Source organism: Streptomyces sp. NPDC020379 (genome assembly GCF_044387105.1).
Classification (GTDB): Bacteria; Actinomycetota; Actinomycetes; order Streptomycetales; family Streptomycetaceae; genus Streptomyces.
The window spans coordinates 256,150-281,604 of record NZ_JBIRVR010000008.1; the positions used below are offsets into that span (position 1 = coordinate 256,150).

The 25,455-nt window shown below is 69.5% G+C and carries 19 protein-coding genes; 9 read left to right on the plus strand and 10 right to left on the minus strand.

What is annotated here, in order from left to right; genetic code table 11:
- Positions 1 to 11 precede the first annotated feature (11 nt).
- The 3 genes from ACH427_RS13955 to ACH427_RS13965 all read right to left on the minus strand — a co-directional run bounded on the left by ACH427_RS13955 (position 12) and on the right by ACH427_RS13965 (position 6,405).
- The gene (locus ACH427_RS13955) at positions 12 to 1,727 is read right to left on the minus strand and encodes a protein kinase family protein (protein ID WP_398869681.1); all 1,716 of its coding nucleotides are present in this window, start codon (positions 1,725 to 1,727) and stop codon (positions 12 to 14) included.
- Between the two features lie 109 nt (positions 1,728 to 1,836).
- Positions 1,837 to 4,068, minus strand: coding sequence for a murein biosynthesis integral membrane protein MurJ (murJ, locus tag ACH427_RS13960; RefSeq protein WP_398869682.1), 2,232 nt, complete (start codon positions 4,066 to 4,068; stop codon positions 1,837 to 1,839).
- Positions 4,069 to 4,113: 45 nt separating this feature from the next.
- Positions 4,114 to 6,405: a DUF6049 family protein gene (locus tag ACH427_RS13965; protein WP_398869683.1), complete on the minus strand. Its 2,292-nt coding sequence runs from the start codon at positions 6,403 to 6,405 to the stop codon at positions 4,114 to 4,116.
- Positions 6,406 to 6,609: 204 nt separating this feature from the next.
- On the opposite strand from ACH427_RS13965, the gene ACH427_RS13970 reads away from it, so the two are divergent.
- Complete coding sequence (locus tag ACH427_RS13970) at positions 6,610 to 8,085, plus strand: CCA tRNA nucleotidyltransferase (RefSeq protein ID WP_398869684.1); 1,476 nt, start codon at positions 6,610 to 6,612, stop codon at positions 8,083 to 8,085.
- A gap of 88 nt (positions 8,086 to 8,173) precedes the next feature.
- Here the strand turns inward: ACH427_RS13970 and ACH427_RS13975 are convergent, their stop codons facing one another.
- The 3 genes from ACH427_RS13975 to ACH427_RS13985 form a co-directional block, all read right to left on the minus strand.
- Positions 8,174 to 9,442 (minus strand): MFS transporter, encoded by a 1,269-nt coding sequence (locus tag ACH427_RS13975; RefSeq protein WP_398869685.1) that lies wholly within the window; start codon positions 9,440 to 9,442, stop codon positions 8,174 to 8,176.
- 133 nt (positions 9,443 to 9,575) lie between these two features.
- Positions 9,576 to 10,658, minus strand: coding sequence for an inositol-3-phosphate synthase (locus ACH427_RS13980; RefSeq protein ID WP_361524994.1), 1,083 nt, complete (start codon positions 10,656 to 10,658; stop codon positions 9,576 to 9,578).
- 49 nt (positions 10,659 to 10,707) lie between these two features.
- Positions 10,708 to 11,376, minus strand: coding sequence for a helix-turn-helix transcriptional regulator (locus tag ACH427_RS13985; RefSeq protein ID WP_398869686.1), 669 nt, complete (start codon positions 11,374 to 11,376; stop codon positions 10,708 to 10,710).
- A 360-nt stretch (positions 11,377 to 11,736) separates the two neighbouring features.
- On the opposite strand from ACH427_RS13985, the gene ACH427_RS13990 reads away from it, so the two are divergent.
- Both ACH427_RS13990 and ACH427_RS13995 read left to right on the plus strand, forming a co-directional pair.
- On the plus strand, positions 11,737 to 14,382 hold the full coding sequence (locus ACH427_RS13990; protein WP_398869687.1) for a transglycosylase domain-containing protein: 2,646 nt from the start codon (positions 11,737 to 11,739) through the stop codon (positions 14,380 to 14,382).
- Between the two features lie 133 nt (positions 14,383 to 14,515).
- On the plus strand, positions 14,516 to 16,009 hold the full coding sequence (locus ACH427_RS13995) for a glycosyltransferase family 87 protein (RefSeq protein ID WP_398869688.1): 1,494 nt from the start codon (positions 14,516 to 14,518) through the stop codon (positions 16,007 to 16,009).
- Positions 16,010 to 16,042: 33 nt separating this feature from the next.
- On the opposite strand, the gene ACH427_RS14000 is transcribed toward ACH427_RS13995, so the two are convergent.
- The 3 genes from ACH427_RS14000 to ACH427_RS14010 form a co-directional block, all read right to left on the minus strand.
- On the minus strand, positions 16,043 to 17,074 hold the full coding sequence (locus tag ACH427_RS14000; RefSeq protein ID WP_398869689.1) for an alanine racemase: 1,032 nt from the start codon (positions 17,072 to 17,074) through the stop codon (positions 16,043 to 16,045).
- 84 nt (positions 17,075 to 17,158) lie between these two features.
- A complete protein-coding gene (locus ACH427_RS14005) occupies positions 17,159 to 18,277 on the minus strand; it encodes a peptidoglycan bridge formation glycyltransferase FemA/FemB family protein (RefSeq protein WP_301894099.1) in 1,119 nt (372 codons plus the stop codon).
- Between the two features lie 101 nt (positions 18,278 to 18,378).
- Positions 18,379 to 18,708: a hypothetical protein gene (locus tag ACH427_RS14010; protein WP_398869690.1), complete on the minus strand. Its 330-nt coding sequence runs from the start codon at positions 18,706 to 18,708 to the stop codon at positions 18,379 to 18,381.
- 276 nt (positions 18,709 to 18,984) lie between these two features.
- Here ACH427_RS14010 and rpsF point away from each other — a divergent pair, with 276 nt between their 5' ends.
- The 4 genes from rpsF (at position 18,985) to rplI (ending at position 20,724) form a co-directional block, all read left to right on the plus strand.
- Complete coding sequence (gene rpsF / locus ACH427_RS14015; RefSeq protein WP_058045341.1) at positions 18,985 to 19,275, plus strand: 30S ribosomal protein S6; 291 nt, start codon at positions 18,985 to 18,987, stop codon at positions 19,273 to 19,275.
- Positions 19,276 to 19,356: 81 nt separating this feature from the next.
- Entirely contained in the window at positions 19,357 to 19,947 is a 591-nt protein-coding gene (locus tag ACH427_RS14020; RefSeq protein WP_398869691.1) for a single-stranded DNA-binding protein, read from the plus strand.
- Positions 19,948 to 20,022: 75 nt separating this feature from the next.
- A complete protein-coding gene (gene rpsR / locus ACH427_RS14025; protein ID WP_004950692.1) occupies positions 20,023 to 20,259 on the plus strand; it encodes a 30S ribosomal protein S18 in 237 nt (78 codons plus the stop codon).
- Positions 20,260 to 20,277: 18 nt separating this feature from the next.
- Positions 20,278 to 20,724: a 50S ribosomal protein L9 gene (gene rplI / locus ACH427_RS14030; RefSeq protein ID WP_398869692.1), complete on the plus strand. Its 447-nt coding sequence runs from the start codon at positions 20,278 to 20,280 to the stop codon at positions 20,722 to 20,724.
- Between the two features lie 86 nt (positions 20,725 to 20,810).
- Here rplI and ACH427_RS14035 read toward each other — a convergent pair whose 3' ends face one another.
- Positions 20,811 to 22,151 carry an MATE family efflux transporter gene (locus tag ACH427_RS14035; RefSeq protein WP_398869693.1) on the minus strand — a complete coding sequence of 447 codons (1,341 nt, stop codon included), beginning with the start codon at positions 22,149 to 22,151 and terminating at the stop codon, positions 20,811 to 20,813.
- A gap of 470 nt (positions 22,152 to 22,621) precedes the next feature.
- Here ACH427_RS14035 and dnaB point away from each other — a divergent pair, with 470 nt between their 5' ends.
- Together dnaB and ACH427_RS14045 are read left to right on the plus strand one after the other, a co-directional pair.
- Positions 22,622 to 24,118: a replicative DNA helicase gene (dnaB, locus tag ACH427_RS14040; protein ID WP_398869694.1), complete on the plus strand. Its 1,497-nt coding sequence runs from the start codon at positions 22,622 to 22,624 to the stop codon at positions 24,116 to 24,118.
- 404 nt (positions 24,119 to 24,522) lie between these two features.
- The gene (locus tag ACH427_RS14045) at positions 24,523 to 25,038 is read left to right on the plus strand and encodes a GNAT family N-acetyltransferase (RefSeq protein WP_398869695.1); all 516 of its coding nucleotides are present in this window, start codon (positions 24,523 to 24,525) and stop codon (positions 25,036 to 25,038) included.
- Positions 25,039 to 25,455 lie beyond the last annotated feature (417 nt).

Here is a 25,455-nt window from a genome sequence, read left to right on the forward strand (position 1 = left end):
ACTCGGAGTGGTTAGCTGCCGAGAACCTTGATCTCTTTGATGCCGCCCCGGTAGGAGCCGCCGGTGGGTTCCAGCGGCAGGTCGGTGATGTGGATCAGTACGTAGCGCGTCTTCACCGGCTTGTCGGCGTTCGCCTTCAGCTCGGCGCCGACCTGGCCACTCCCGATGATCTTCGTCGGGAAGTCGTCGAGCTGCGTCGGCGCGGATGCCGAGGGGTCGGCGCCGAGCACCTCCACGGTCTGGCCCGCCGCGTACATGTTCACGTCGACGCCCGTGACGCTCTTGACGCTACCGAGGTCGACGACGATGCCGCTGCCCTTCGAGCGATTGTCGAGATTCCCGAAGTTCGAGTGGTTGTAGAACGCCCTGGTGATCCAGGCGGTATTGGGGTCACCGTCGACGGCCAAGGCGGCCTTGGCTCCGGCCATGGGGCTGTCCTTGGGCGAGAACTCGGTCGCCTGCTGGATGGGCAGCTTCTTTATGGCCGGCTTCTTGTCGCTCTCGCTGTCGTCGGACGGCGCGTGGTTCCCGCCGCCGGAGGAGTCCCCCTCCTTGAGCAGCGTGTCCGCCAGCTGCCAGCTGCCCAGCCCGAGCGCCGCGATGAGCAGGGCGGAGACGCACCACTTCAGTGCCCTCCCCGTGCGGCTCTGGAGCGGGGGCGGCGGGGGCACCGGGGCGGGCTGCACGGGCCGGCCCGCGCGCGTCGGCGGCCCTCCGTATGTGCCCTGCTGGTACGTCGTGCGGGGATAGCCGCTCGACGGGGTGGCGAAGGAGGGCTCCGGCGGCCGGATGCGCGGCATCGCGGCGACCGCCTTGGCCAGCTCCTCCGGCGTGGCGCACGGCTTTTCCTGTCGTGACGCGGTGGCCCCGTCGTTGACGAGCGCGCGCATGGCCAGCTCCGAGAGGCCCCGGTGGACCCCCGCCCGCACCTGGTCGGGAGCGATGAGGCCGGTGCCCTTGGGCAGGCCCGGCAGGCCGTACGCGTTGCTCTCATAGGGCCAGCGCTGGGTCAGCGCGGCGTACAGCAGGGCGCCGATGGCCTCGGTGTCGGTGCGCTGGGGGTGGTCGGAGGAGATGCCGCGGAGGGCGGCCATGACGGCGAGGCCGCGGATGCGGTACTGCCCGGACTCGGTGCGCAGCACGGAGCCGGGGTGGAGGCGGAGGTGGGCGAGGCCCTCGCGGTGGGCCGCCGCCATGGCCTGGGAGACCTGGCTGACGAGCTGGTAGGCGTCGTGCGGCTCCATGGGGCCGGAGGACAGCACGGAGCTGAGCTCGGTGGCGTCCGGCAGCCATTCGTGGACGACGTAGACGAGCTCGTTCTCCTCGACGGCGTCGAGGACCTGGACGAAGCGGGGGTCGCCGAGCAGGGCGGCGGAACGGGCGGCGGCGAGCACCGGACGTGCGCGGGGATGCTCGGCGGGAAGGATGTGGACGCCGACGGCGCGGCGGAGCTTCTCGTCGACCGCGCGCCAGCTGCTGAATCCCTCCAGACGGGTGACGCACTCCTCCAAGCGGTACCGCTTGGCGAGCTTGTGGCCGCTGTGGAGTTCGGGACTTTCGGCGTCGCGCGCGGTGCTCGGATCCTCCGTGCGCGCGGTGTCCTTGTGCGTACCGGTCTTGATCGCGGCCTGCGCCCCGTCGGTCGTGGCCTTGTCCGCCTTGGCGGTCAGCGGCTTGCCGCCGCTGGTGTCTGCCACGTCGACGGCAGCTGTGCTCCGTTCCGCCACCGTCGTTCCTGCCTCCCCATCCGTTGCACGCTGTCCACAGCCAAGACAATTGTGCCCACAGTCCGGCGCTATGCACGACACGCGGCGGCGGGCGATGGTTGTGCTCCGGTCAGCGTCCGAGCCGTCCGCGGACCATACCGACCATGGCGGTCAGTTCCTCTACGCGCATCCGCTTGGCGGCGATATAGAAGACGCCGATCAGGATGAGACCGCCGCCGATCAGAGCCGCGAGCGAACCGACAAATCCGTGACCGAGAACTTCACCGATGCCGTAGGCGACGGCCCCGCCGATGAGAGCGGCGGGGACGCACGCGCCGGCGAGGCGGGCGTAGGTACGGATGACGTGCGAGCCGTCCAGATCCCCGCCGAGGCGGGTACGCAGTCGGCGCCAGGCGACGACGACACCCACGGCGTAGGCCAGACCGTACGAGGCCGCCATGCCCGCCACGGCCCAGCGGGCCGGCAGGACGACGAAGCTGAGGGCGGCGCCGACCGCGTTGACGCCAGCGACGATCAGGGTGTTGTAGAAGGGGGTGCGGGTGTCCTCGTAGGCGTAGAAACCGCGCAGGATCACGTACTGCGCGGAGTACGGGATGAGGCCGAGGCCGAAGGCCATCAGGATGAAGCCGATGTTCGTGGCGCCGCCGGTGCCGGAGCTGGAGAACATCAGCGTGGCCATCGGCACGCCGAGCGCGAGGAACGCGAAGGCGCAGGGCACGATCGCGACGGCCGAGGTGCGCAGACCGTGGGAGAGGTCGTCGCGCACGGCCGCGACATCGCCGTCGTGGGCCGCGCGGGAGATCCGGGGGAGGACCGCGGTCATCACCGAGACCGTGATGATGGCCTGCGGCATCTGCCAGAGCTGGAGCGCGAAGTTGTACGCCGTGATGCCGGTGCCCTGGTGGTGCGCCTTCTCCGCGAGGGCGCCGGCCCGGGTGGCGAGCTGGGTGACGACGACCATGCCGAGCTGGTTGGCGAGGACGAAGAAGAACGTCCACTTGGCGAGTCCCATGGCCTTGCCGAGGCCGTGGCCGCGCCAGTCGAACCGCAGCCGCAGCCGGAAACCGGTCTCGCGGAGGTAGGGGAACATCGCCAGCGCCTGCACCACGAGGCCGAGCAGGGTGCCGATGCCGAGCAGCCGCACGCCCTCGGAGGGGATGTTGGCCGCGCTGACGCCGCTCTTGTCGAAGCCGCCGTAGACCCAGATGAAGGCGCCGAAGGTGGCGATGACGACGACGTTGTTGAGGACCGGGGTCCACATCATGGCGCCGAACTTGCCGCGGGCGTTGAGGATCTGGCCCATGACGATGTGCACGCCCATGAAGAACATGGTGGGCAGGCAGTAGCGGGCGAACGCCACAGCGACGTCGAACTGGCCGGGGCTGTCGCCGTTGTCCGGCATCATCATGCCGACCAGCAGCGGAGCCGCCAGGACACAGACGGTCGTGACCGCGCCCATGAGGACCACGACGAGAGTGAAGAGCCGGTTGGCGTACGCCTCGCCGCCGTCCTCGTCGTTCTTCATCGACCGCACGAGCTGCGGGATGAAGACGGCGTTCAGCGCGCCGCCGCCGACGAGGATGTAGATCATCGTCGGCAGGGTGTTGGCGACCTGGTAGCTGTCGTTGAGGGTGCCGACGCCGAGCGCCGCCGCCATCACGAGGTTGCGGGCGAATCCCAGGATGCGGGAGACGAAGCTGCCCGCGGCCATCACCGCGCTCGACTTCAGCAGGCTCGCCGCCTTGCCGCCCTTCGCCGGGGCCGACGGGGCCTCCGTCTCGGAGACGGGCGTGGGCTCGGGCACCGGCGGCGGGACCTGCGGGGCCGGTGCGGTGTACTGGCCGGGCGCCGGGATCGGCTGACCGGACGGGCGCTGCGGTTCGTACGGCTGCTGCTGGTCCCGGTACAGGTGCGCGAAGGCGTCCCGCTCCGGGCGGTCGTCGGGGGAGGACTGCCCGGCGAGCCCGGGGAACTGCGTGGTGGGCTCGTCGTCGTACGGACGCGCGGGCGCTCCGGGCTGTTGCGGCTCGGGGGCCCACAGGAGGGGGTCCGGGCCCTGCTGCGGGGCGGACTGCTGCTGGTGGAGCGGGAAGGTGTTCTGGTACGTGCCGGGCGGCGGCGGGGGATGCGCGGCACGGTCGTACAGCGCGTCGCTCACCGGGTCCTGGGCTGCCGGGTCGTGCTCAGGGTAGGGGTGCGCGGCGTAGGCGTCCCGGAGATAGGGGTCCTGGGCGTACGGGCCCGGACGGGACGAGTCCGGGGCAGGCGGAGGCGGCGGGTACGGACCCCGCTGTTCACCACCCGCGCCCTGCCCGCGGTCACCGTCGTACGGCGCGTTCATCGCTACCCCACCTCATCGTCCGCGGCCGGCCGGCCCCACTACACGTCAACGGTCCACTTTCTCACCTGCGCCGGATCGGTCAGTGCTTTCCGATCCGGTGTCCGGAGCCGGGTCGTCCGGCTGCTGGGGGCTGTCATCGCCCGGACCGCCGGCCCCGGAGTCTCCCCCGTCCGCCGTCCCACCCGCGGCGGACCGCTTGCGCTGGATGTAGATGCGCAGGCCCGCGAGGACCAGAAGGAGTACGCCACCGGCGATGACGACCAGCACCATAGGGGTGATGGACGTGACATGCACCGTGAAGTAGATGGGGTCGCCGTAGGGCTGGCCGTCGTCCGTGTACAGCCGCGCCGTCACCTGGACGGGGCCGTTGGCGTTGGCGTGCGTCTCGAACTTCACCGACTGGCTGTGTCCGCCGTCGATCTTGATCTGCTGGGCCTCGCCCACCTTGAGGCGGTTCGGCCGGCTGGATTCGAGGACGAGCCGGAGCCCGGAGATGCCCTGCAGGAGACCGTTGCGCACCGTCACGGGGATCGTCGCGCTCCGCCCGGACAGGGTGGCGTCGGACTTCGGGATGAGCTGCACCTGGCGCTTGAGCTGGTCCAGATACGACTGCACGGCGTTGCGGAACTCCGCCGCCCCCCGGCTGTCACCGCGCCAGGAGTTGGACATCTCCCGCATGATCGCACTGCCGAACGGGGTGACCACCCGGTCCTGCGAGGTCAGGATCACCTTGAAGCTGTCCAGGGTCTCCTGGGTCTTCTGGATCTCCTCGAACGCGTCGGTGGACAGCTCCTGCTTGCGCAGCGACTCGGGGTACGCGCCGGGGCCGGGCACCTGCTGATTGGCGGCCGGGTCGGGCTTGGCCTTGGCCGCGTCGCCGAGGTCGGCGGGCTGCGTCCAGCGCCCGTCCGTCAGGCCGCCCAGGGCCGCCGCCATCGCCTGCGCCTGGCTCGTGGTGGGCATGCGCTGCGGGGCGACGACGATACTGCGCTCGTCGTCCGGGGCCTGCTTGTTCACCAGCAGGCTCTGGGCCAGGAAGCGCTGCACGGCGAGCGAGGAGTCGTCGGCCCGGATCAGATCGCCCTGGAAAGCGGTGGACAGCCGGTCGTCCGCGACGACGGCCGTGTTGCCGCCGCCGATCTGGCGGGCCGCGCTGGGGGTGTACGAGGCGCGGTTCTCGCGGAGGCTGTCGCTGCGGGCGATGACGTTGTGGGCGCCCGCGGAGGTGGCCACGTCGATGATCGAGGAGTCGACCGCGCCCTCGTAGGGCCAGGTGAAGTCCGTGCGCGGCTTCACACCGAGGATGGTGTCCACGGTGGTCGCGGCGAGTTCCGTGGCGGACTGGAGGTGGCTGAGGCTGCCCGGGACCTCCTTGCCGTGGTGGGCGAGCGACGCGAGGTCCGGGTCACCGAACGGCAGCGCCACCACCTGATCGCCCGCGACGGCCGTCTGGAGCTGGCTGAGCCACTGCTTGGCGACCAGCTGGCCCTTGCCCGGCGTGCTCTTCCCGTCCGGGCCGTCGACCTTGTAGCTCTTGGTCATGGCCTCGACCGTGGCGAGCAGATCGGGGTCGATCACCCAGGTGATCGGCAGGTTCTTGCCCAGCGCCACCAGCTGCTGGAGCCGGCCGCCCGGCGCGAGGTCCGCCGCGAGGTCGTCGTTGGGGAAGATCGGCGTCTGCTGCTGATCGGACTCCGTGCGGGCGGTCAGATGCGTCGCGGAGACCAGCGGCCACAGGAAGGTGAGCCGTGTCTTCTTGCCCTCGGTCGCGGACGGCTGCCAGGGGAGCAGGGTCCGCTGGATGCCCAGGACCCGCTCGTACGGCTGGCCGGAGGTCTGTCCGGAGAGGGAGACGCCCAGCTGGTAGACGCCGTCCGCGCCGAGGTTCAGGTCCTTCGCGGGCAGGGAGACGCTGAATTCGCGGCTGACACCCGGAGCCAGCTTGTCGATCTTCTGCGTGTGGCCGCCGAGCTCGGCCCCGTCGGAGCCCTCCGAGAAGCCGGACCGGCCGCCGATGTCGTCGATGTCGCCGCGCCCGCTGACCCGCGGGCCCACCCGCAGGCCCACGTGGGCGTCGGTGACCGTGGAGCCGCCGTTGTTGGTGACCGTGCCCGACACGGTGACCGTGTCGTTCTGCGTGGGCGCGACGGGCGTCAGGGAGCCGATGGAGACATCGACCGTGCGGGAGCCCGCCGACTCGGCGTGGGCCCGCGGCGCCCCCGGGAGCTGCACCAGACCCACGAGCAGCAGCAGACCGACCAGCACCGTCGCGATGTGCCTGGCCCACCGGCAGGCAGGAGCGGAGGTCGTCCCCTGGAACTCTGCCGCCTCGGCCACGCGCTCGTCCGTCCCTCGTCGTCAGTGGTCGTCGGTGATGCGTCCACGAATGGTAACGAGACCCGCTGCGGCGAAGTGCCGCGGACCACTCCGCAAGATCGTTACCGCGCCCGATGTCCCGGCTGCGCCCGCTTTGTGCTGACCGGCGCCATGCGCCCGTAACGAGGAGGCCCTCGGGCGTGTGGCCACGTACCCTGTTCTGTTGTGCCGAACGCCAACAATGACAGCCACTCCCAGTCGTCGACGAACGAGCTCAGCCACGTGCAGCGCCGTGCCGTGAGCGAGCTCCTGCGGGTCTCCCCCGTGGCCGACGATCTAGCCCGCCGATTCCAGGAGGCCGGGTTCACGCTTGCCCTGGTCGGCGGGTCGGTGCGGGACGCGCTGCTCGGCCGGCTCGGCAACGACCTGGACTTCACCACCGACGCCCGCCCCGACGATGTACTGAAGATCGTCCGGCCGTGGGCGGACGCGGTCTGGGAGGTCGGCATCGCCTTCGGGACCGTGGGATGCCGCAAGTCCGACTTCGACATCGAGGTCACGACATACCGGTCGGAAGCGTACGACCGCACCTCGCGCAAGCCGGAGGTCTCCTACGGGGACTCCATCGAGGACGACCTGGTCCGTCGTGACTTCACGGTCAACGCGATGGCGGTGGCGCTGCCGCAGAAGGAGTTCATCGACCCGCACAACGGCCTGGAGGACCTGGCCGCGCGGGTCCTGCGCACCCCCGGCACCCCGGAGGAGTCCTTCTCCGACGACCCGCTGCGCATGATGCGGGCCGCACGCTTCGCCGCGCAGCTGGACTTCGAGGTCGCGCCCGAGGTCGTCACGGCGATGACGGAGATGGCCGATCGCCTGGAGATCGTCTCCGCCGAGCGGGTCCGGGACGAGCTGAACAAGCTGATCCTCTCGGCCCACCCCCGCGAGGGCCTCAAGCTCCTCGTCGACACCGGCCTCGCCGCTCTTGTCATGCCGGAGTTCCCGGCGCTGCGCCTGGAGCGCGACGAGCACCACCGGCACAAGGACGTGTACGAACACACGCTCACCGTCCTGGAGCAGGCCATCGACCTGGAGGCCCCGCGCGACGTGCCGGGTGGCGGCCCGGACCTGGTCCTGCGCCTGGCGGCGCTGCTGCACGACATCGGCAAGCCGCGGACCCGCCGCTTCGAGAAGGACGGCCGGGTCTCCTTCCACCACCACGAGGTGGTGGGCGCGAAGATGACCAAGGCCCGGATGACCAAGCTCAAGTACTCGAACGAGCTGGTGAAGGACGTCTCGAAGCTCGTAGAGCTCCACCTGCGCTTCCACGGCTACGGCACGGGCGAGTGGACCGACTCCGCCGTGCGCCGGTACGTCCGGGACGCGGGGCCGCTGCTGGAACGGCTCCACAAGCTGACGCGCTCCGACTGCACGACGCGCAACAAGCGCAAGGCCAACGCTCTGTCGCGCGCCTACGACGGCCTGGAGGAGCGCATCGCGCGGCTCCAGGAGCAGGAGGAACTGGACGCGATCCGCCCGGACCTGGACGGCAACGAGATCATGGAGACCCTCGGCGTCGGCCCGGGCCCGCAGATCGGCAAGGCGTACAAGCACCTTCTGGAGCTGCGTTTGGAGAACGGCCCGATGGAGCGGGACGCCGCTGTGGCGGCCCTCAAGGAGTGGTGGGCCACGCAGGACTGAGGCCCGAGGCCGCTGTTTCACGTGAAACAGCGGCGAGTGGTGTCGCCGAGGGGCGGTGTTTCACGTGAAACACCGCCCCTTCGCCTTGTCAGGAGCGGCGGAGTCCCGCGAGGGCGGCGGCGACCGTCGCGTAGATCAGGGCCACGGTCACCACCAGCGCGGGAGACCTGCCGTCGGGCGGCAGCATCAGGGCCGCCACGCCCGCGGCACCGACGAAAGCCGCGTTGAAAAGGACGTCGTAGAGCGAGAAGACCCGCCCCCGGAAGCCGTCGTCGACCGACGACTGGACCACCGTGTCCGTGGCGATCTTCGCGCCTTGTGTGGTGAGGCCCAGGACGAAGGCGGCGATCAGCATGGGGCCGCGTTCGAAGAGGAGGCCGAGCGCGGGTTCCAGGACGGCCGCGGCCAGCGCACAGACCAGCATCCAGCCGAGCCGTCCCAGCCGGCCCACGGCCCAGGGGGTGACGACCGCCGCTGCGAAGAACCCAGCCCCCGAGACCGCGACGGCGAGGCCGAGGAGGGCCAGTCCGCCTGACTCCGAGTCCGCCCACGCGTAGCGGCAGAGCATCAGGACGGTGACGGTCAGGGCGCCGTAGCAGAACCGCATCAGGGTCATCGCCGCGAGAGCGCGGGCGGCGGTGCGGCGCTCCGCGAGGTGCCGCAGCCCCGCGATCAGCCCGCCAGCGGTGGCCAGCAGCGTGGTGCGCAGCTCCGACTCGGGTGCGCGGACGCCCGGCCCCAGCAGGCCGACGGGGATGCTCAGGGAGCACAGGGCGGCGGCCATGTAGAGCAGCGCGCCGAAGAGGACGACCACGGCGTCGGAGCTCGTGCCCTCGGGGGCCAGCAGGCGCACGATGAAGGCGAGCCCGCCGCCTGCCGTGGCCGCGAGTGTGCCGGCCGTCGGCGAGAGGGCATTGGCCATGACCAGGCGGTCCGGCGAGTCGACGACACGGGGCAGGGAGGCGGAGAGCCCGGCGAGGACGAAGCGGTTGACAGCGGTGACCGACAGGGCGGAAGCGTAGAAGAGCCAGTCGGGGACGCGGGCGATGATGAGGAGCGCGGTGCCGGTGGCCAGCGCCGCACGCAGCAGATTGCCGTGCACCAGGACCTGGCGGCGCCGCCAGCGGTCCAGCAGCACGCCGGCGAACGGGCCGAGGAGCGAGTACGGCAGCAGCAGGACGGCCATGGCGGAGGCGATGGCGGCGGGGGATGCCTGCTTCTCGGGGGAGAAGACGACGTATGCGGCGAGCGCGACCTGGTAGACGCCGTCGGCTCCCTGCGACAGCAACCGGACGGTCAGCAGGCGCCGGAAGTCGGGCAGTTGGAGCAGGACGCGCAGGTCGCGCACAACAGGCATACGGCCCAGCCTCACACACCGCGTGGGCCCCCGGGAGTATTACCCGGGGGCCCACGATCAGCGCGGTGGATCAGGCGCGGCCGGAGTGGGGTGCGGCGTCCCGCACGGCGCTCCGCGGCCTTCGTGCGCTGCTTTAGCGCTCGACCTCGCCCTTGATGAACTTCTCGACGTTCTCACGGGCCTCGTCGTCGAAGTACTGCACCGGCGGCGACTTCATGAAGTACGAGGAGGCGGAGAGGATCGGGCCGCCGATGCCACGGTCCTTGGCGATCTTGGCGGCGCGCACGGCGTCGATGATGACACCGGCGGAGTTCGGGGAGTCCCAGACCTCGAGCTTGTACTCCAGGTTCAGCGGGACGTCACCGAACGCGCGGCCCTCGAGGCGGACGTAGGCCCACTTGCGGTCGTCCAGCCACGCCACGTAGTCGGACGGGCCGATGTGGACGTTGTCCTCGCCCAGCTCGCGGTCGCGGATCTGGGAGGTGACGGCCTGCGTCTTGGAGATCTTCTTGGACTCCAGGCGCTCGCGCTCGAGCATGTTCTTGAAGTCCATGTTGCCGCCGACGTTCAGCTGCATCGTGCGGTCCAGGATGACGCCCCGGTCCTCGAAGAGCTTCGCCATCACGCGGTGCGTGATCGTGGCGCCGACCTGCGACTTGATGTCGTCACCGACGATCGGGACGCCCGCCTCGGTGAACTTGTCCGCCCACTCCTTGGTGCCGGCGATGAAGACCGGCAGGGCGTTGACGAAGGCGACCTTGGCGTCGATGGCGCACTGCGCGTAGAACTTCGCGGCGTCCTCGGAGCCCACCGGGAGGTAGCAGACGAGGACGTCGACCTGCTTGTCCTTGAGGGTCTGGACGATGTCGACCGGGGCCTCGGCGGACTCCTCGATGGTCTGGCGGTAGTACTTGCCCAGGCCGTCGTGGGTGTGACCACGCTGGACGGTGACGCCGGTGGCGGGCACGTCGCAGATCTTGATGGTGTTGTTCTCGCTGGCGCCGATGGCGTCGGCGAGGTCGAGGCCGACCTTCTTCGCGTCGACGTCGAACGCGGCCACGAACTCCACATCACGCACGTGGTAGTCGCCGAACTGCACGTGCATCAGACCCGGCACGCGACCGTTCGGGTCGGCGTCCTTGTAGTACTCGACGCCCTGCACCAGCGAGGCGGCGCAGTTGCCCACGCCGACGATGGCTACGCGAACCGAACCCATTCCGGTTGCTCCCTGTTTGTACTCGACAAAGCCCTGCGGAGTGCAGAGCTCACTTGGCAGTGGGATCGGACGGATCGGTCCGGGAACTCCCCCGGTCCCGGTGCGTGCCGCCCGTATCTCCTGATGTGTCCTGCGGAGTGGCGCCCCGGCGCATGTCGCGCCCGGACCGCTCGCTCTCGATCAGCTCGTTCAGCCAGCGGACCTCGCGCTCCACCGACTCCATGCCGTGTCGCTGGAGCTCGAGGGTGTAGTCGTCCAGCCGCTCGCGGGTACGCGCCAGGGAGGCGCGCATCTTCTCCAGGCGCTCCTCCAGCCGGCTGCGGCGGCCTTCCAGCACCCGCATCCGTACATCCCGCGAGGTCTGCCCGAAGAACGCGAAGCGGGCGGCGAAGTGCTCGTCCTCCCAGGCGTCCGGGCCGGTGTGGGCGAGCAGCTCCTCGAAGTGCTCCTTGCCCTCGGCCGTCAGCCGGTAGACGATCTTCGCCCGGCGCCCGGCGAGGGACGCCGCGCGGGCATCCTCCGGGGCACTGCCGGGTTCCTCGATCAACCAGCCGTTGGCGACGAGAGTCTTCAGGCAGGGGTAGAGGCTGCCGTAGCTGAACGCCCTGAACACCCCGAGTGAGGTGTTGAGGCGTTTCCGCAGTTCATAGCCGTGCATCGGGGACTCGCGGAGCAGGCCGAGGATAGCGAACTCGAGGATGCCGGAGCGTCTGCTCAATTGTCGCCTCCTTGGTCCCTTAGGTCCCTTATGCCGAGCTGATGTATCGACTCGATACATCCAGACGATAGAACGAGCATCCTGATGCGACAAGAGGGGGCACGGTGAACGAGGTCACATCACCGATTCGTGGGACGCAACCTGCCTGAATTGGAGTGAACATCCGCAGTGGGAGCGATTTGACCGTGCGTAGTCTGTGCGCCATGCAGACCACCGGGAACCGAGTGACACCGTCAGGCGTCCTCGTCCCGGATGCAGTGCGCCCGGTTGCGCAGGGGGGCTACCGGACAGCGCATCGGGGGGAAAGCAAGCCACCTGCCGCTTCCAGGCGATCGTGCCTGCCCGAGGAGTAGTCGTTCGATGAGCGAGCACCGCCGCAAGCCGCCGCAGCCTCAGGGCGGCGGACGAGCCGCGGCCAGGCGCGCGGCCCAGCCGACGTCCGGCCGCCGTGCCGCACCACCAAGCAGTTACGCCGCGCCGGGTACCGGCCGCGGTGAAGGCTCCCAGTACGGCAGCCGTGCCGAGGCCCGCCGCGCGAACCAGCGCGGTGGCGGAGGCGGCGCCGGTGGTGGGGGCGGCGGGCGCAGACGCCCGGGAGATCCGGGCCCTTCGGGCGGCGGCCGGGGCCGCAGGGACGGCGGCCGGCCGGGGAAGAAGCGCTTCATCGACTATCCCCGGGCCGGAAAGACGGGCGCGTGGCGCTGGATGCCGTCCTGGAAGCTGGTCCTGGGCGCGTGCTTCACCTTCGTCGCGCTCATCCTCGGCACCGTGGGCATCGCGCTCGCGGTGGTGCAGGTGCCGAGCGAGCAGAAGGCCGCGGCCGTCCAGAAGAACGTCTATTACTGGGCGGACGGCAAGCAGATGGTCGTCGCGGGCGGTGGCGCGCTCAACCGCCAGATCGTGCCGATCTCCAAGATCCCCAAGTCCATGCAGGACGCGGTGATCTCCGCCGAGAACGCCAGTTTCCGCAAGGACTGGGGCGTCGACCCGATGGGCATCCTGCGCGCGGTCGTCAAGATGGCGCAGGGCGGCGAGGTCCAGAGTGGTTCCACGATCACCCAGCAGTTCGTGAAGAACACCTATCTCAGCCAGGAACAGACGCTCAAGCGCAAGGCCACCGAGCTGCTGATCTCCATAAAGGTCGGTGCCACCAAGGACAAGGACTCGATCCTCGCGGGCTATCTCAACACCGCCTATTACGGGCGTGGCGCCTATGGCATCCAGGCCGCGGCGCGGGCGTATTTCGACACGGACTGCACCCAGCTGACCCCCAGCCAGAGCGCCTATCTCGCGGCGACGCTGAACGGCCCGAACCTCTACGACCCGGCCGGCGGTCAGGGCCCGGCGGCGACGCCCGAGAAGAACCTCAAGAGGGCCTCGGACCGCTGGAAGTGGACCCTGGACCGTGAGGTCCAGGTCGGCCACATGCAGGCTGCCGAGCGCGACGACTGGGTGAAGAAGGGTTTCCCGAAGCCCCAGCCGCCCAAGCCCGCGACCAACCGCGCCGGCCAGATCGGCTATCTCACCGATCTCGCCGACAACTACATCGTCGCCCATTCCGGGATCAGCAAGAGTCAGCTGGACCGCGGTGGATATCAGATTCACACGACCTTCGACCGCGACAAGGTCGGCTATCTCTCCAAGGCCGTCGAGGACGTCCGCAAGGCCAACATCAAGCCCGATGTGCGGGACGTCGACAAATACGTCCAGTTCGGCGGGGCCTCCGTGGATCCGAAGACCGGCAAGATCGTCGCCATTTACGGCGGTGAGAACGCGCTGGAGCACTACACCAACAACGCCGACTACACCGGTGTGCAGGTCGGCTCGACCTTCAAGCCGTTCGTGCTCGCGGCCGCGATGACGCACGGCAAGCGGGACCCTTCACTCGGCCCGACGCAGGACGACAGCCAGCGCACGCTCGTCTCGCCGGAGAGCATCTACAACGGCAACAACAAGCTGACGCTCAGGACCTACGACGGCAAGATCTGGCACGACGACACCGACGGCAGCGAATGGCACCAGCCGAACGACGGTGACGAGGACAAGGGGCCCATCTCCCTCCGTACCGCGATGCAGTTCTCGGTGAATACGCCGTACATCCAGCTCGGTATGGACGTCGGCACCGACCTGGTCAAGGAAGCGGCTCTGAAGGCGGGCCTGGACAAGGACCAGCTCGCCTCGACGACCCCGACCTTCTCCCTCGGCACCTCGGCGCCGAGTGCCATCCGTCTCGCGGGTGCCTATGCGACCTTCGCGGCCAGTGGAAAGCAGATCGATCCGTATTCGGTCGAGAAGGTCGAGAAGGACGGAAAGCCGGTCTTCACGCACGAGGCGTCCAGCAAGCTGGCCTTCGATCCGAATGTCGCCAACAACGTCACCGATGTGCTGAAGACCGTCGTCGAGGCGGGTACCGGTACGTCGGCGCAACTCGGCGACCGCCCGGTGGCGGGCAAGACGGGTACGACCGACGGCAACCGCTCGGCGTGGTTCGCGGGTTACACCCCGCAGCTGTCCACCTCGATCGGTATGTATCGCGTCGACCCCAATGCCAAGAAGCAGGAATTCCTTTCCATGCGTGGCGTGGGCGGCAAGGAGACCATTCACGGTGCGTCGTTCCCGGCGGACATCTGGGCCGATTACATGGGCAAGGCGCTGAAGGGCCAGCCCGTCGAGCAGTTCGAGCCGGCGAAGCCGATCGGTCAGAAGGTTTTCGGGGACGGCGCGAGCCCCTCGCCCAGTGCGGTCCCGTCCACAATCCCCTCGGCGCCCCCGTCGCAGAGCCCGTCGGCGACCCCGTCGAAGCCCGCGTCGCCCAGCCCGTCGGCCAGCAAGCCCTGCTCGCCGTTCGACCGCCACTGCACGCCCGGCCACAGCGGCGGGACCGACGGCGGCCCGGGTGGTGGACCGGGCGGCAGCGGCGGCCCCGGCGGCAACCCCGGTGAGTCGCCGTCCCCGGAGCCCAGTTATGGGCGGCCCGGTGGGCTGTTCGCCGGAATGCGCGGCTGACCAGCCCAGACACAAGGCCGAGAGACCCGGCTGAGCCATCCGACCCGAGGGCCGTCCCGCGTTCGCGTGAGGCGGCCCTCGAGGTTATCCACAGGCTCCGACGGTGACCGGCGCCGTACGGCAGGATGGTCGCATGAGGAGCGAGCGGGACGATCAGCTTGTACGGCCCACCGTCGAGGACGGGGTGGCCGCAGCCGGCAGCGAGCTCATCGGCGGCCCGGTGGGGCGCCGGGCGCTGATCGGCGTGAGCTGGTGGACGCCGGTCCGGGTGATCGCGCTCGTGGCGATCGGGATGTTCGCCCTCGGCATGGTGCAGAAGATGCCGTGTTACAACTACGGCTGGTTCTTCGGCGCCACCACCCAGTACACCCACGCCTGTTACTCCGACATCCCGCACCTGTACAGCGGGCGCGGCTTCGACGCCGGGCTGATCCCGTACTTCGACCGCATTCCCCAGGCCGTCTCCGGCGGGATGGACTATCTGGAATACCCGGTCCTCACCGGCCTGTTCATGCAGGTCGCCGCCTGGCTCACGCCCGGCGGCGGCACTCTTCAGCACCGCGAGCAGCTCAACTGGTTCGTCAACGCGGGCATGCTGATGGCCTGCGCCGCGGTCATCGCGGTCTGTTCGGCGCGCACCCACCGGCGCAGGCCCTGGGACGCCCTGCTCATCGCCCTCGCCCCCGCCTTCGCCCTGACGGCCACCGTCAACTGGGACCTTTTCGCGGTCGCGCTCACCGCCGCCGCGATGCTGATGTGGTCACGCGGCCGGACGGCTCTGGCGGGCGTGCTGATCGGGCTCGCGGCCGCCGCCAAGCTGTATCCCCTGCTGCTCCTGGGCCCGCTGTTCGTCCTGTGCTGGCGGGCGGGCCGGCTGCGGGCCTTCCGTACGACGGCGCTGTCCGCGGTCGCGGCGTGGCTGGTGGTGAATCTGCCGGTCATGATCACGCACGACGGGAGCGGCTTCCATATCCGCGAAGGCTGGGCGAAGTTCTACACCTTCAGCCAGGAGCGCCCGATCGACTTCGGCTCGGTCTGGCTCCTGATCTCCCAGCGCACGAGCGACCCGCTGAGCGACGCCAATACGTATGTGACGCTGCTGATGATCCTGGGCTCGCTGGGCATCGGCGCCCTGGCGCTCTTCGCCCCCAGGCGCCCGCGCTTCGCGCAGCTGGCCTTCCTGCTGGTGGCGCTCTTCGTCCTCACCAACAAGGTCTATTCGCCGCAGTACGTGCTGTGGCTCGTCCCGCTGGCGGTGCTGGCGCGCCCCAAGTGGCGTGACTTCCTCGTCTGGCAGGCGTGCGAGGTGCTCTACTTCCTCGGCATCTGGATGTATCTCGCCTACACGGGCAGCGGCGACAAGCACCAGGGGCTGCCCACCGAGGGTTATCAACTGGCCATCGCCGTTCACCTGCTGGGGACGCTGTATCTCTGCGCGATCGTCGTGCGCGACATCCTGCTGCCGGAGCGGGACGTCGTCCGCGGGGACGGCTCGGACGACCCCTCGGGCGGGGTGCTGGACGGGGCGCCCGACATATTCGTCCTCGGCTCCGCGCGCCGGTCCCGGCCCACGGAGCACGCCCACGGCACGTATGTCCAATGGGGGACGGAGAGCCGCCCGCAGTAGGGCGGCTCCGGGCCCCGTACCCAGGGGGGTGGGTCAGTGGTCGAGAAGACGGTCGAACTGGGTGGTGGTGTTCCGCAGGTGGGCCACCAGCTCGTCGCCCACCTGCGGCGGGGCGACGTCACCCGGCACGAAGAGGATCGAGACCTGCATGTGCGGGGGCTCCGCGAACCAGCGCTGCTTGCCCGCCCAGACGAACGGCGAGAGGTTGCGATTCATGGTCGCGAGGCCCGCGCGGGCGACGCCCTTGGCACGCGGCATCATGCCGTGCAGCGCCTTCGGCGCCTCCAGGCCGACGCCGTGCGAGGTGCCACCCGCCACGACCACGAGGTAGCCGTCGCCGGCGGTCTTCTGCTGGCGGTAGCCGAAGCGGTCGCCCTTGGCCACCGGAGTGACGTCCAGGACCGCGCCGCGGTACTGGGTGGCGTCGTGGTCGCCGAGCCACAGGCGGGTGCCGATGCGGGCGCGGAAGCGGGTCTGCGGGAACTGCTGCTGGAGCCGCCCGAGTTCCTCGGCCTTCAGGTGGCTGACGAACATGGTGTGCAGCGGCAGCCGGGCGTTGCGCAGCCGCTCCATCCAGGCGCTGACCTCCTGGACCGCGTCGGAGCCGTCCGTGCGGTCCAGCGGGAGGTGGATCGCGAAGCCCTCCAGGCGCACGTCCTCGATGGCGGCGTGCAGCTTGGGGAGGTCCTCCTCGCTGATGCCGTGCCGCTTCATGCTGCTCATGACCTCGACGACGACCCGGGCGCCGACCAGGCCGCGCACCCCTTCGACCGAGGACACGGACCGTATGGCCCGGTCGGGCAGCGGAACCGGCTCCTCACCCAGCCGGAAGGGGGTGAGCACCAGCAGGTCGCCGCTGAAGAAGTCCTTGATCCGGGCCGCTTCGTAGGTCGTGCCCACGGCGAGGATGTCCGAGCCGAAGCGCGCCGCCTCGTCGGACAGCCGCTCGTGGCCGAAGCCGTAGCCGTTGCCCTTGCAGACCGGGACGATGCCCGGGAACTGCTGGAGGATGGACTGCTGGTGTGCCCGCCAACGCGCGGTGTCGACGTAGAGCGTGAGCGCCATGGCCGGTCCCGGAACCTTTCCCTGTGCCTGCTGGATGACGTGTTCGTGTGCCTGACGGCGGTACTGCGGGGTGGAACGGAGGGGTCAGCGGCGCGACATATACATGTCGAGGGCCTTGTGGAGCAGCTTGTTGAGCGGGAAGTCCCACTCGCCGAGGTACTCCGCGGCCTGGCCGCCGGTGCCCACCTTGAACTGGATGAGGCCGAAGAGGTGGTCGCTCTCGTCGAGGGAGTCGCCGATGCCGCGCAGGTCGTAGACGCTCGCCCCGAGGGCGTAGGCGTCGCGCAGCATGCGCCACTGCATCGCGTTCGACGGACGGACCTCGCGCTTGTGGTTGGCGGAGGCGCCGTAGGAGTACCAGACGTGGCCGCCGACGATCAGCATCGTGGCGGCGGCGACGGCCTCGCCCTCGTGCACCGCGAAGTACAGCCGCATGCGGTTGGGGTCCTCGGTGTTGAGGGCCGACCACATGCGCTGGAAGTAACTGAGCGGGCGCGGGCGGAACTTGTCGCGCTCGGCCGTGATCTCGTAGAGGTGCTGCCAGGTGGGCAGGTCCTCGTAGCCGCCCTGGACGACCTCGACGCCGGCCTTCTCGGCCTTCTTGATGTTGCGGCGCCACAGCTGGTTGAAGCCCTTGTGGACGTCCTCGAGGGAGCGGTTCGACAGCGGCACCTGGAAGACGTAGCGCGGCTGGACGTCACCGAAGCCGGCGCCGCCGTCCTCGCCCTGCTGCCAGCCCATGCGGCGCAGCTGGTCGGCGACCTCGAAGGCGCGGGGCTCGATGTGGGTGGCCTCGACGTCCCGGAGCCGCTTGACGTCGGGGTCGGCGATGCCGGACTTGATGGCGTTCGAGTCCCAGCGCCGGATGACGACCGGCGGGCCCATCTTCACGGAGAAGGCGCCCTGCTGCTTGAGGTGGGCGAGCATCGGGCGCAGCCAGTCCTCGAGGTTCGGGGAGAACCAGTTGATGACCGGGCCCTCGGGGAGGTAGGCCAGATAGCGCTTGATCTTGGGGAGCTGGCGGTAGAGCACCAGGCCCGCGCCGACGAGCTGGCCGTTCTTGTCGAACCAGCCCAGATTCTCCGAGCGCCACTCGGCCTTCACATCGGCCCACGCCGGCACCTGCATGTGACTCGCCGCGGGCAGGCTCTGGATGTAAGCCAGATGCTGCTCTCGGCTGATTGTCCTCAGGGTCAGGCTCATGCGGGGCGCTCCTCGGCAGGTGTGTCCCCAGGGTCGGGGCTCCGGCTCTCGCGCCGAAGCCTACTGCGACGAAGGAGCGCCTCGTCTGGGCGTACCCGGCGCTACCCGATCACACCACCGAAGAGTCCGCCGTGCGCCATGCCCAGGAAGAAGCCGACGGCGGCGGCCCCGAGCCCGATGATCAGCAGGAAGCGCTCGCCGGTCGTCGCCGATATGAACTGGCCGTACGCCCCCGTGAGGATGCCCACGAGGCCGCTCCAGGAGCTGAGCAGGTGGAGGTTGGTGAATGCCGAGCTGATGAAGGCCAGGGCGCCGAGCACGATGGTCACCGCGGCGAAGGTGTTCTCGAGGGGGTGGGGCTTGCCGTCGCTGTTGAGAGCGGAGTTGATCAGCGCCCGGGGGCCGCGGGGCTGGCGAGCTGCCTGTGTCATGGGGCTACCTCCTGAAGGCAGGCGGCGCACTGTAGCGCCGGTCACACCCGATGCGTCCAGATTGCGGTGCGGGACCGCTCGATTTCAACCGGAAGCCCGAGTGCGGGTACTGTGTACGGTCTGCACCGGTGTCTGCCCAGACCCAGCTTCGGTCCCAGGGGCGACCCAGGGACTCTCCGCTGAATGTCAGTGTCGGCCGATACCGTTGCTTACGCATCACGACCCTCCTGCCACGGAACGACCGTGGCCGCTGAGTCCAAAGGAGGTGGGTTCCACATGCGTCACTACGAGGTGATGGTCATCCTCGACCCCGATCTCGAGGAGCGCGCTGTCTCCCCGCTGATCGAGAACTTCCTCTCCGTCGTCCGTGAGGGCAACGGAAAGGTCGAGAAGGTCGACACCTGGGGCCGTCGTCGTCTGTCGTACGAGATCAAGAAGAAGCCCGAGGGCATCTACTCGGTCATCGACCTGCAGGCCACGCCTGCGGTCGTCAAGGAGCTCGACCGCCAGATGAACCTGAACGAGTCGGTCCTCCGGACCAAGGTCCTCCGTCCCGAGACCCACTGAACCCCAGCGGTTCAGAGGTAATCGGGCTGCATCGCAACGAGTAGCAAGCAGCCAGCAGCACACCCGCCGAGAGGTTCATCCATGGCAGGCGAGACCGTCATCACGGTCGTCGGCAATCTCGTCGACGACCCCGAGCTGCGCTTCACCCCGTCCGGTGCGGCGGTCGCGAAGTTCCGCGTCGCGTCCACTCCCCGCACCTTCGACCGCCAGACCAACGAGTGGAAGGACGGCGAGAGCCTCTTCCTCACGTGCTCGGTGTGGCGGCAGGCGGCGGAGAACGTCGCCGAGTCGCTCCAGCGAGGCATGCGCGTCATCGTGCAGGGCCGGCTGAAGCAGCGGTCCTACGAGGACCGCGAGGGCGTCAAGCGCACGGTCTACGAGCTCGACGTCGAAGAGGTCGGCGCCAGCCTGAAGAACGCCACGGCGAAGGTCACCAAGACCTCGGGTCGCGGTGGCCAGGGTGGTGGCTTTGGTGGCGGCGGTGGCGGCCAGCAGGGCGGCGGCTGGGGCAATGGCCCCGGTGGCGGCCAGCAGGGTGGCGGCGGGGCTCCCGCCGACGACCCGTGGGCGACCAGCGCTCCGTCCGGCGGCCAGCAGGGCGGCGGCGGAGGCGGCTGGGGCGGCGGCTCCGGCAACTCCGGCGGCGGCTACTCGGACGAGCCGCCCTTCTAAGCCCTTCGTGGGCCCGGGTTCTCGCGGACCCGAGGGCGAAGCACCACAACTTCTTGATCACACAGGAGAGAGACAATGGCGAAGCCGCCTCCGCGCAAGCCTAAGAAGAAGGTCTGCGCGTTCTGCAAGGACAAGACCGCTTACGTGGACTACAAGGACACGAACATGCTGCGGAAGTTCATTTCCGACCGCGGCAAGATCCGTGCCCGTCGCGTGACCGGCAACTGCACCCAGCACCAGCGCGACGTCGCCACGGCCGTGAAGAACAGCCGTGAGATGGCGCTGCTGCCCTACACGTCGTCCGCGCGATAAGGGAAGGGTGACCGAAAAATGAAGATCATCCTCACCCACGAGGTCTCCGGCCTCGGCACCGCCGGCGACGTCGTGGACGTCAAGGACGGCTACGCCCGCAACTACCTGGTCCCGCGCGGTTTCGCGATCCGCTGGACCAAGGGTGGCGAGCAGGACGTGGCGCAGATCCGTCGCGGTCGCAAGATCCGCGAGATCGCCACGATCGAGCAGGCCAACGAGGTCAAGGGCCAGCTCGAGGGCACCAAGGTGCGCCTGGCGACCCGTGCCGGCGAGGCCGGCCGCCTGTTCGGCTCCGTGACCCCCGCCGACATCGCCGCGGCGATCGAGGCTTCCGGTGGTCCGAAGGTCGACAAGCGCCGTGTCGAGGTGGGCTCGCCCATCAAGACGCTGGGCTCGCACCAGATCTCCGTGCGTCTGCACGCCGATGTCGTTGCCAAGCTCGGCATCGAGGTCGTCGCTGCCTGATCGCCCGGCGATCGGTAGCGTGAGAAGGGCCGCACCCCTCGGGGTGCGGCCCTTCCGCCGTTCCGGGCCGGGTGCGCGAGGCGCCGTCAGGCCCGTACGGCTCCGGTGACGATCCAGCGGCCGGAGCGGGCACGGAGCCACAGGCTGAGCATGCGCACGGTCATCATCAGCGTCATCGCCCACCACAGGCTCGTAAGGCCGCCCCCGAGGGTGGGCACGAGCAGCGCGACAGGTGCGAAGACGGCGAGGACGACCAGCATCGCCCAGGCGAGATACGGCCCGTCCCCGGCGCCCATCAGCACGCCGTCGAGGATGAAGACGACGCCCGAGACGGGCTGGCTCAGGGCCACGATCAGGAGCGTGGGCAGCAGAGCGTCCCGTACGGCGGCGTCGGAGGTGAACAGCGGGATGAAGAGCGGCCGCGCGGCCACCACCAGCACCCCCAGCACCACCCCGGACACGATCCCCCACTGCACCATGCGGCGGCAGGCCGCACGCGCCCCGGCGGCGTCCCCGGCGCCGAGATAGCGTCCGATGATCGCCTGGCCGGCGATGGCGATGGCGTCCAGGGCGAAGGCGAGCAGGCTCCACAGGGTCAGCACGATCTGGTGGGCGGCTATCTCCGTGTCACCGAGCCGGGCCGCGACCGCCGTGGCGATCATGAGGACGGCGCGCAGCGAGAGCGTGCGCACCAGGAGGGGCACTCCGGCCTGGGCGCAGGCGCGGATGCCCGCGGCGTCGGGGCGGAGCGAGGCGCCGTGCCGTCGCGCGCCCCGGACGACGACGGCGAGATAGGCGGCGGCCATGCCGCACTGGGCGATGACCGTGCCCCAGGCGGAGCCCGCGATGCCGAGCCCCGCGCCGTAGACGAGGCCCAGGTTGAGGGCGGCGTTGGCGGCGAAGCCGCCGATGGCGACGTACAGCGGCGTGCGGGTGTCCTGGAGGCCGCGCAGCACGCCCGTGGCGGCGAGCACGATGAGCATCGCGGGTATCCCGAGCGCGCTGATCCGCAGATACGTGGCCGCGTACGGGGCGGCGGTCGGCGAGGCGCCGAAGAGCTCGACGACCGGCCGCGCGGCGGGGAGGGTGACGGCTATGACGGCGATGCCGATGAGGAGGGCGAGCCAGATGCCGTCCATGCCCTGGCGGATCGCGGCCTGGAGGTCACCGGCGCCGACGCGGCGGGCGACGGCGGCGGTGGTGGCGTAGGCGAGGAAGACGAAGACGCTGACGGCGGTGGTGAGCAGGGCCGCGGCGACCCCGAGCCCCGCGAGCTGGGAGGTGCCGAGGTGGCCCACGATGGCGCTGTCGGCCATGAGGAAGAGGGGTTCCGCGACGAGTGCGCCGAAGGCGGGGACGGCCAGCGAGAGGATCTCGCGGTCGTGTCTGCGGGCGCTGTGCGGCTCCCGCACGGTGGCCTTGGTCATGCGCTCAACCTAATCTTCCACAGGTAATCAGTGCAAGCGTCGAGTGACCCTTACATTCGATGGGTTGCGGCGATCTTCTCTGCGTCGTTTGTCGCGATCTTGCGCCGAGCGGGAAAGTTTTTCTCCTCAACAGCCGGTGGATGGTGAAACCGCAGGTCAGATGGGTGAACAGGGCGTGATTGTGTGTTTGTCCACAGCGCTTTCCCCCGTGCCGTACACAGGATCCACGGGGTTCTCCACAGGATGGGGCCCATCATCCACATGCCCTGTGGATAACCAGATTGGCTGACGGTGCCCGCGGGCCTACCGTGGACCGGCGCCCGCCGCCTGTTCCGGCCTCGAAGACCTTACGAGATCGCCACGAACTCGACGCACGCCAACCGGAGTCGGGCGGGCTATTTTGTCAGAGCCGTGCCGTAAGAAAGAACAGCACGGCGAGGTCCGCACCGCGGACGGGAGGAGGTGGCGGGGTGAGCATCCCCGAGCCCATGGACGACCCCTGGGCGGACGCCGGCCCCGGCGACCGGCTCCCCGTCTCCCGCCCCCGCCGAGGCGACGGCCAGGCCCGCGGCGAGCGGCACGACCGCGGGGGTGACGACGGCGGCCCCTGGGACCGCGGCCCTTCCTCCCAGGGGGCGCAGGGCTTCGAGCGCGTCCCCCCGCAGGACCTCGACGCGGAGCAGTCCGTCCTCGGCGGCATGCTGCTCTCCAAGGACGCCATCGCCGACGTGGTCGAGGTGCTCAAGGGCATCGACTTCTACCGCCCGGCGCACGAGACGATCTTCCAGGCCGTTCTCGACCTCTACGCCAAGGGCGAGCCGGCCGACCCCATCACCGTGGCCGCGGAGCTCACCAAGCGCGGCGAGATCACCCGCGTCGGCGGCGCCGCGTATCTCCACACGCTGGTGCAGTCGGTCCCCACCGCGGCGAACGCGGAGTACTACGCGGAGATCGTCCACGAGCGCGCGGTGCTGCGCCGGCTGGTCGAGGCGGGCACGCGCATCACGCAGATGGGATACGCGGCCGACGGCGACGTCGACGACATCGTCAACAACGCCCAGGCCGAGATCTACGCCGTCACCGAGCAGCGCACCAGCGAGGACTACCTCCCGCTCGGCGACATCATGGAGGGTGCGCTCGACGAGATCGAGGCCATCGGCTCGCGCAGCGGCCAGATGTCCGGGGTGCCCACGGGCTTCACTGATCTCGACGCGCTGACCAACGGCCTGCACCCCGGCCAGATGATCGTCATTGCCGCCCGTCCCGCCATGGGTAAGTCGACCCTCGCGCTGGACTTCGCCCGCGCCTGCTCGATCAAGCACAACATGCCGAGCGTGATCTTCTCGCTCGAAATGGGGCGCAACGAGATCGCGATGCGCCTGCTGTCCGCCGAGGCGCGGGTGGCGTTGCACCACATGCGTTCCGGTTCCATGACCGACGAGGACTGGACGCGCCTCGCCCGCCGGATGCCCGACGTCTCGGCCGCGCCGCTCTACATCGACGACTCGCCGAACCTGTCGATGATGGAGATCCGCGCCAAGTGCCGCCGCCTGAAGCAGCGCGCGGACATCAAGCTCGTGATCATCGACTATCTCCAGCTGATGCAGTCCGGCGGCGCCAAGCGCGCCGAGAGCCGCCAGCAGGAGGTCTCGGACATGTCCCGAAACCTCAAGCTGCTGGCCAAGGAGCTCGAACTGCCGGTCATCGCGCTGTCCCAGCTGAACCGTGGCCCCGAGCAGCGCACGGACAAGAAGCCGATGGTCTCCGACCTCCGTGAGTCCGGCTCCATCGAGCAGGACGCCGACATGGTCATCCTGCTCCACCGCGAGGATGCCTACGAGAAGGAGTCGCCCCGCGCGGGCGAGGCGGACATCATCGTCGGCAAGCACCGAAACGGCCCGACGGCCACGATCACGGTGGCCTTCCAGGGCCACTACTCGCGCTTCGTCGACATGGCCCAGACGTAGGACCAGGAGTGCAGGGTCTCAAATTTCGTGGCCAACTCTCACGAACGATGGCCAAGCGATGGCCGAACGGCCACGAATCTGAGACTCCCCGGTCGGAGCTCTCGCTCGTTTGGGTGGCCCGATAGTGAGTTGAACTGTCCATGGGCAGTCCCCCGGCAACGTGGCTCTCTTCGGCAAACGCGTGGCCGCTGCCATCCGGAAATCCGTCCCCGGCCGGAAACGCTTTGCCCAGGCTGGGTAGGGGTTGCTAGCGTCACGCCAGCGCGAGAGGCGCGTGATCACGGGACAGGGAGGTTGATGCATATGGCCGCCGTCGGCCGTCTTCAGCATGCCCTTGTCCGGCCCGCGCGTTAGCGGCGATCGCAGAGCGCGGTCCGGGTCGTTCCAATGACCAGGAGTGACACGTGTCTTCCTCCACTTCAGCAGCCCGCGTTCAGCTGACCACCGACCGCCTTGTTCTTCGGCCCTGGACCATGGCCGAGGCCACCGCGGTCCTCGACGACACCAGGTCGGCCCACTGGGCGGACGATTTCCCCGCCGAAGGCGACCGCGTCATCGCGGGCCTCTTCGACCAGAACCCCGCCTGGCTCGGCGAACATGGCCACCGTCTGATCATCGAGCGTGACAGCGGCCTGGTGGTCGGCTCGATCGGCCTGTTCTGGCCGCCCAGCGAGGGAATCCTTGAGATCGGATACGGCATCGTGGCTTCCCGCCGCGGCCGGGGCTATGCCCCCGAGGCCACCCGGGCCCTGGCAGAGTTCGCCCTCACCGCGCCGGACGTCCACACCGTGTCCGCCAACGTGGAACTGTCGAACCCGTCCTCCGTCCGTGTTCTGGAGAAGGCCGGCTTCCACCGGTGGGCCACCGAGGAGAACACAGCCCGGTTCAGGCTCATGAGCCCGGACCACGACCAGCGCTGAACCCTGGGGCCCTGGAGGCATGGCCTCCAGGGCCCCGCCACAGTCGCGCAGCATGCGCGGGCGCTGAGGAAAAGACATGGCCGTGAGACGGACCGCTCTGGCCGAGCCGATGAGACAGCCTGAGAAACCGCACGTCACAGCGTTGCCGCATGACATGGAAGCGGAGAACCTACAAGGAGCAAGCGCCCCCTGCCGCCCGTCAGGTGTGGAAAACCCCGAACCCGCCCTCGCCGTCCCGGATCTGCACGCGGTGATGAGCCGTGCGGTGTGCACTGTTACCTGTACGCGGTGCTGAGCTGCACTGTTCTTGGGGAGTCGAACCCCATGCGTTGCTCTTCACGCGCCAGGAGTGGGCCGGAAACCGCCGGCCCTCGGTGTGTGCACGCCTCCGGAGCGGTTACCTGCTCCACATCCTCT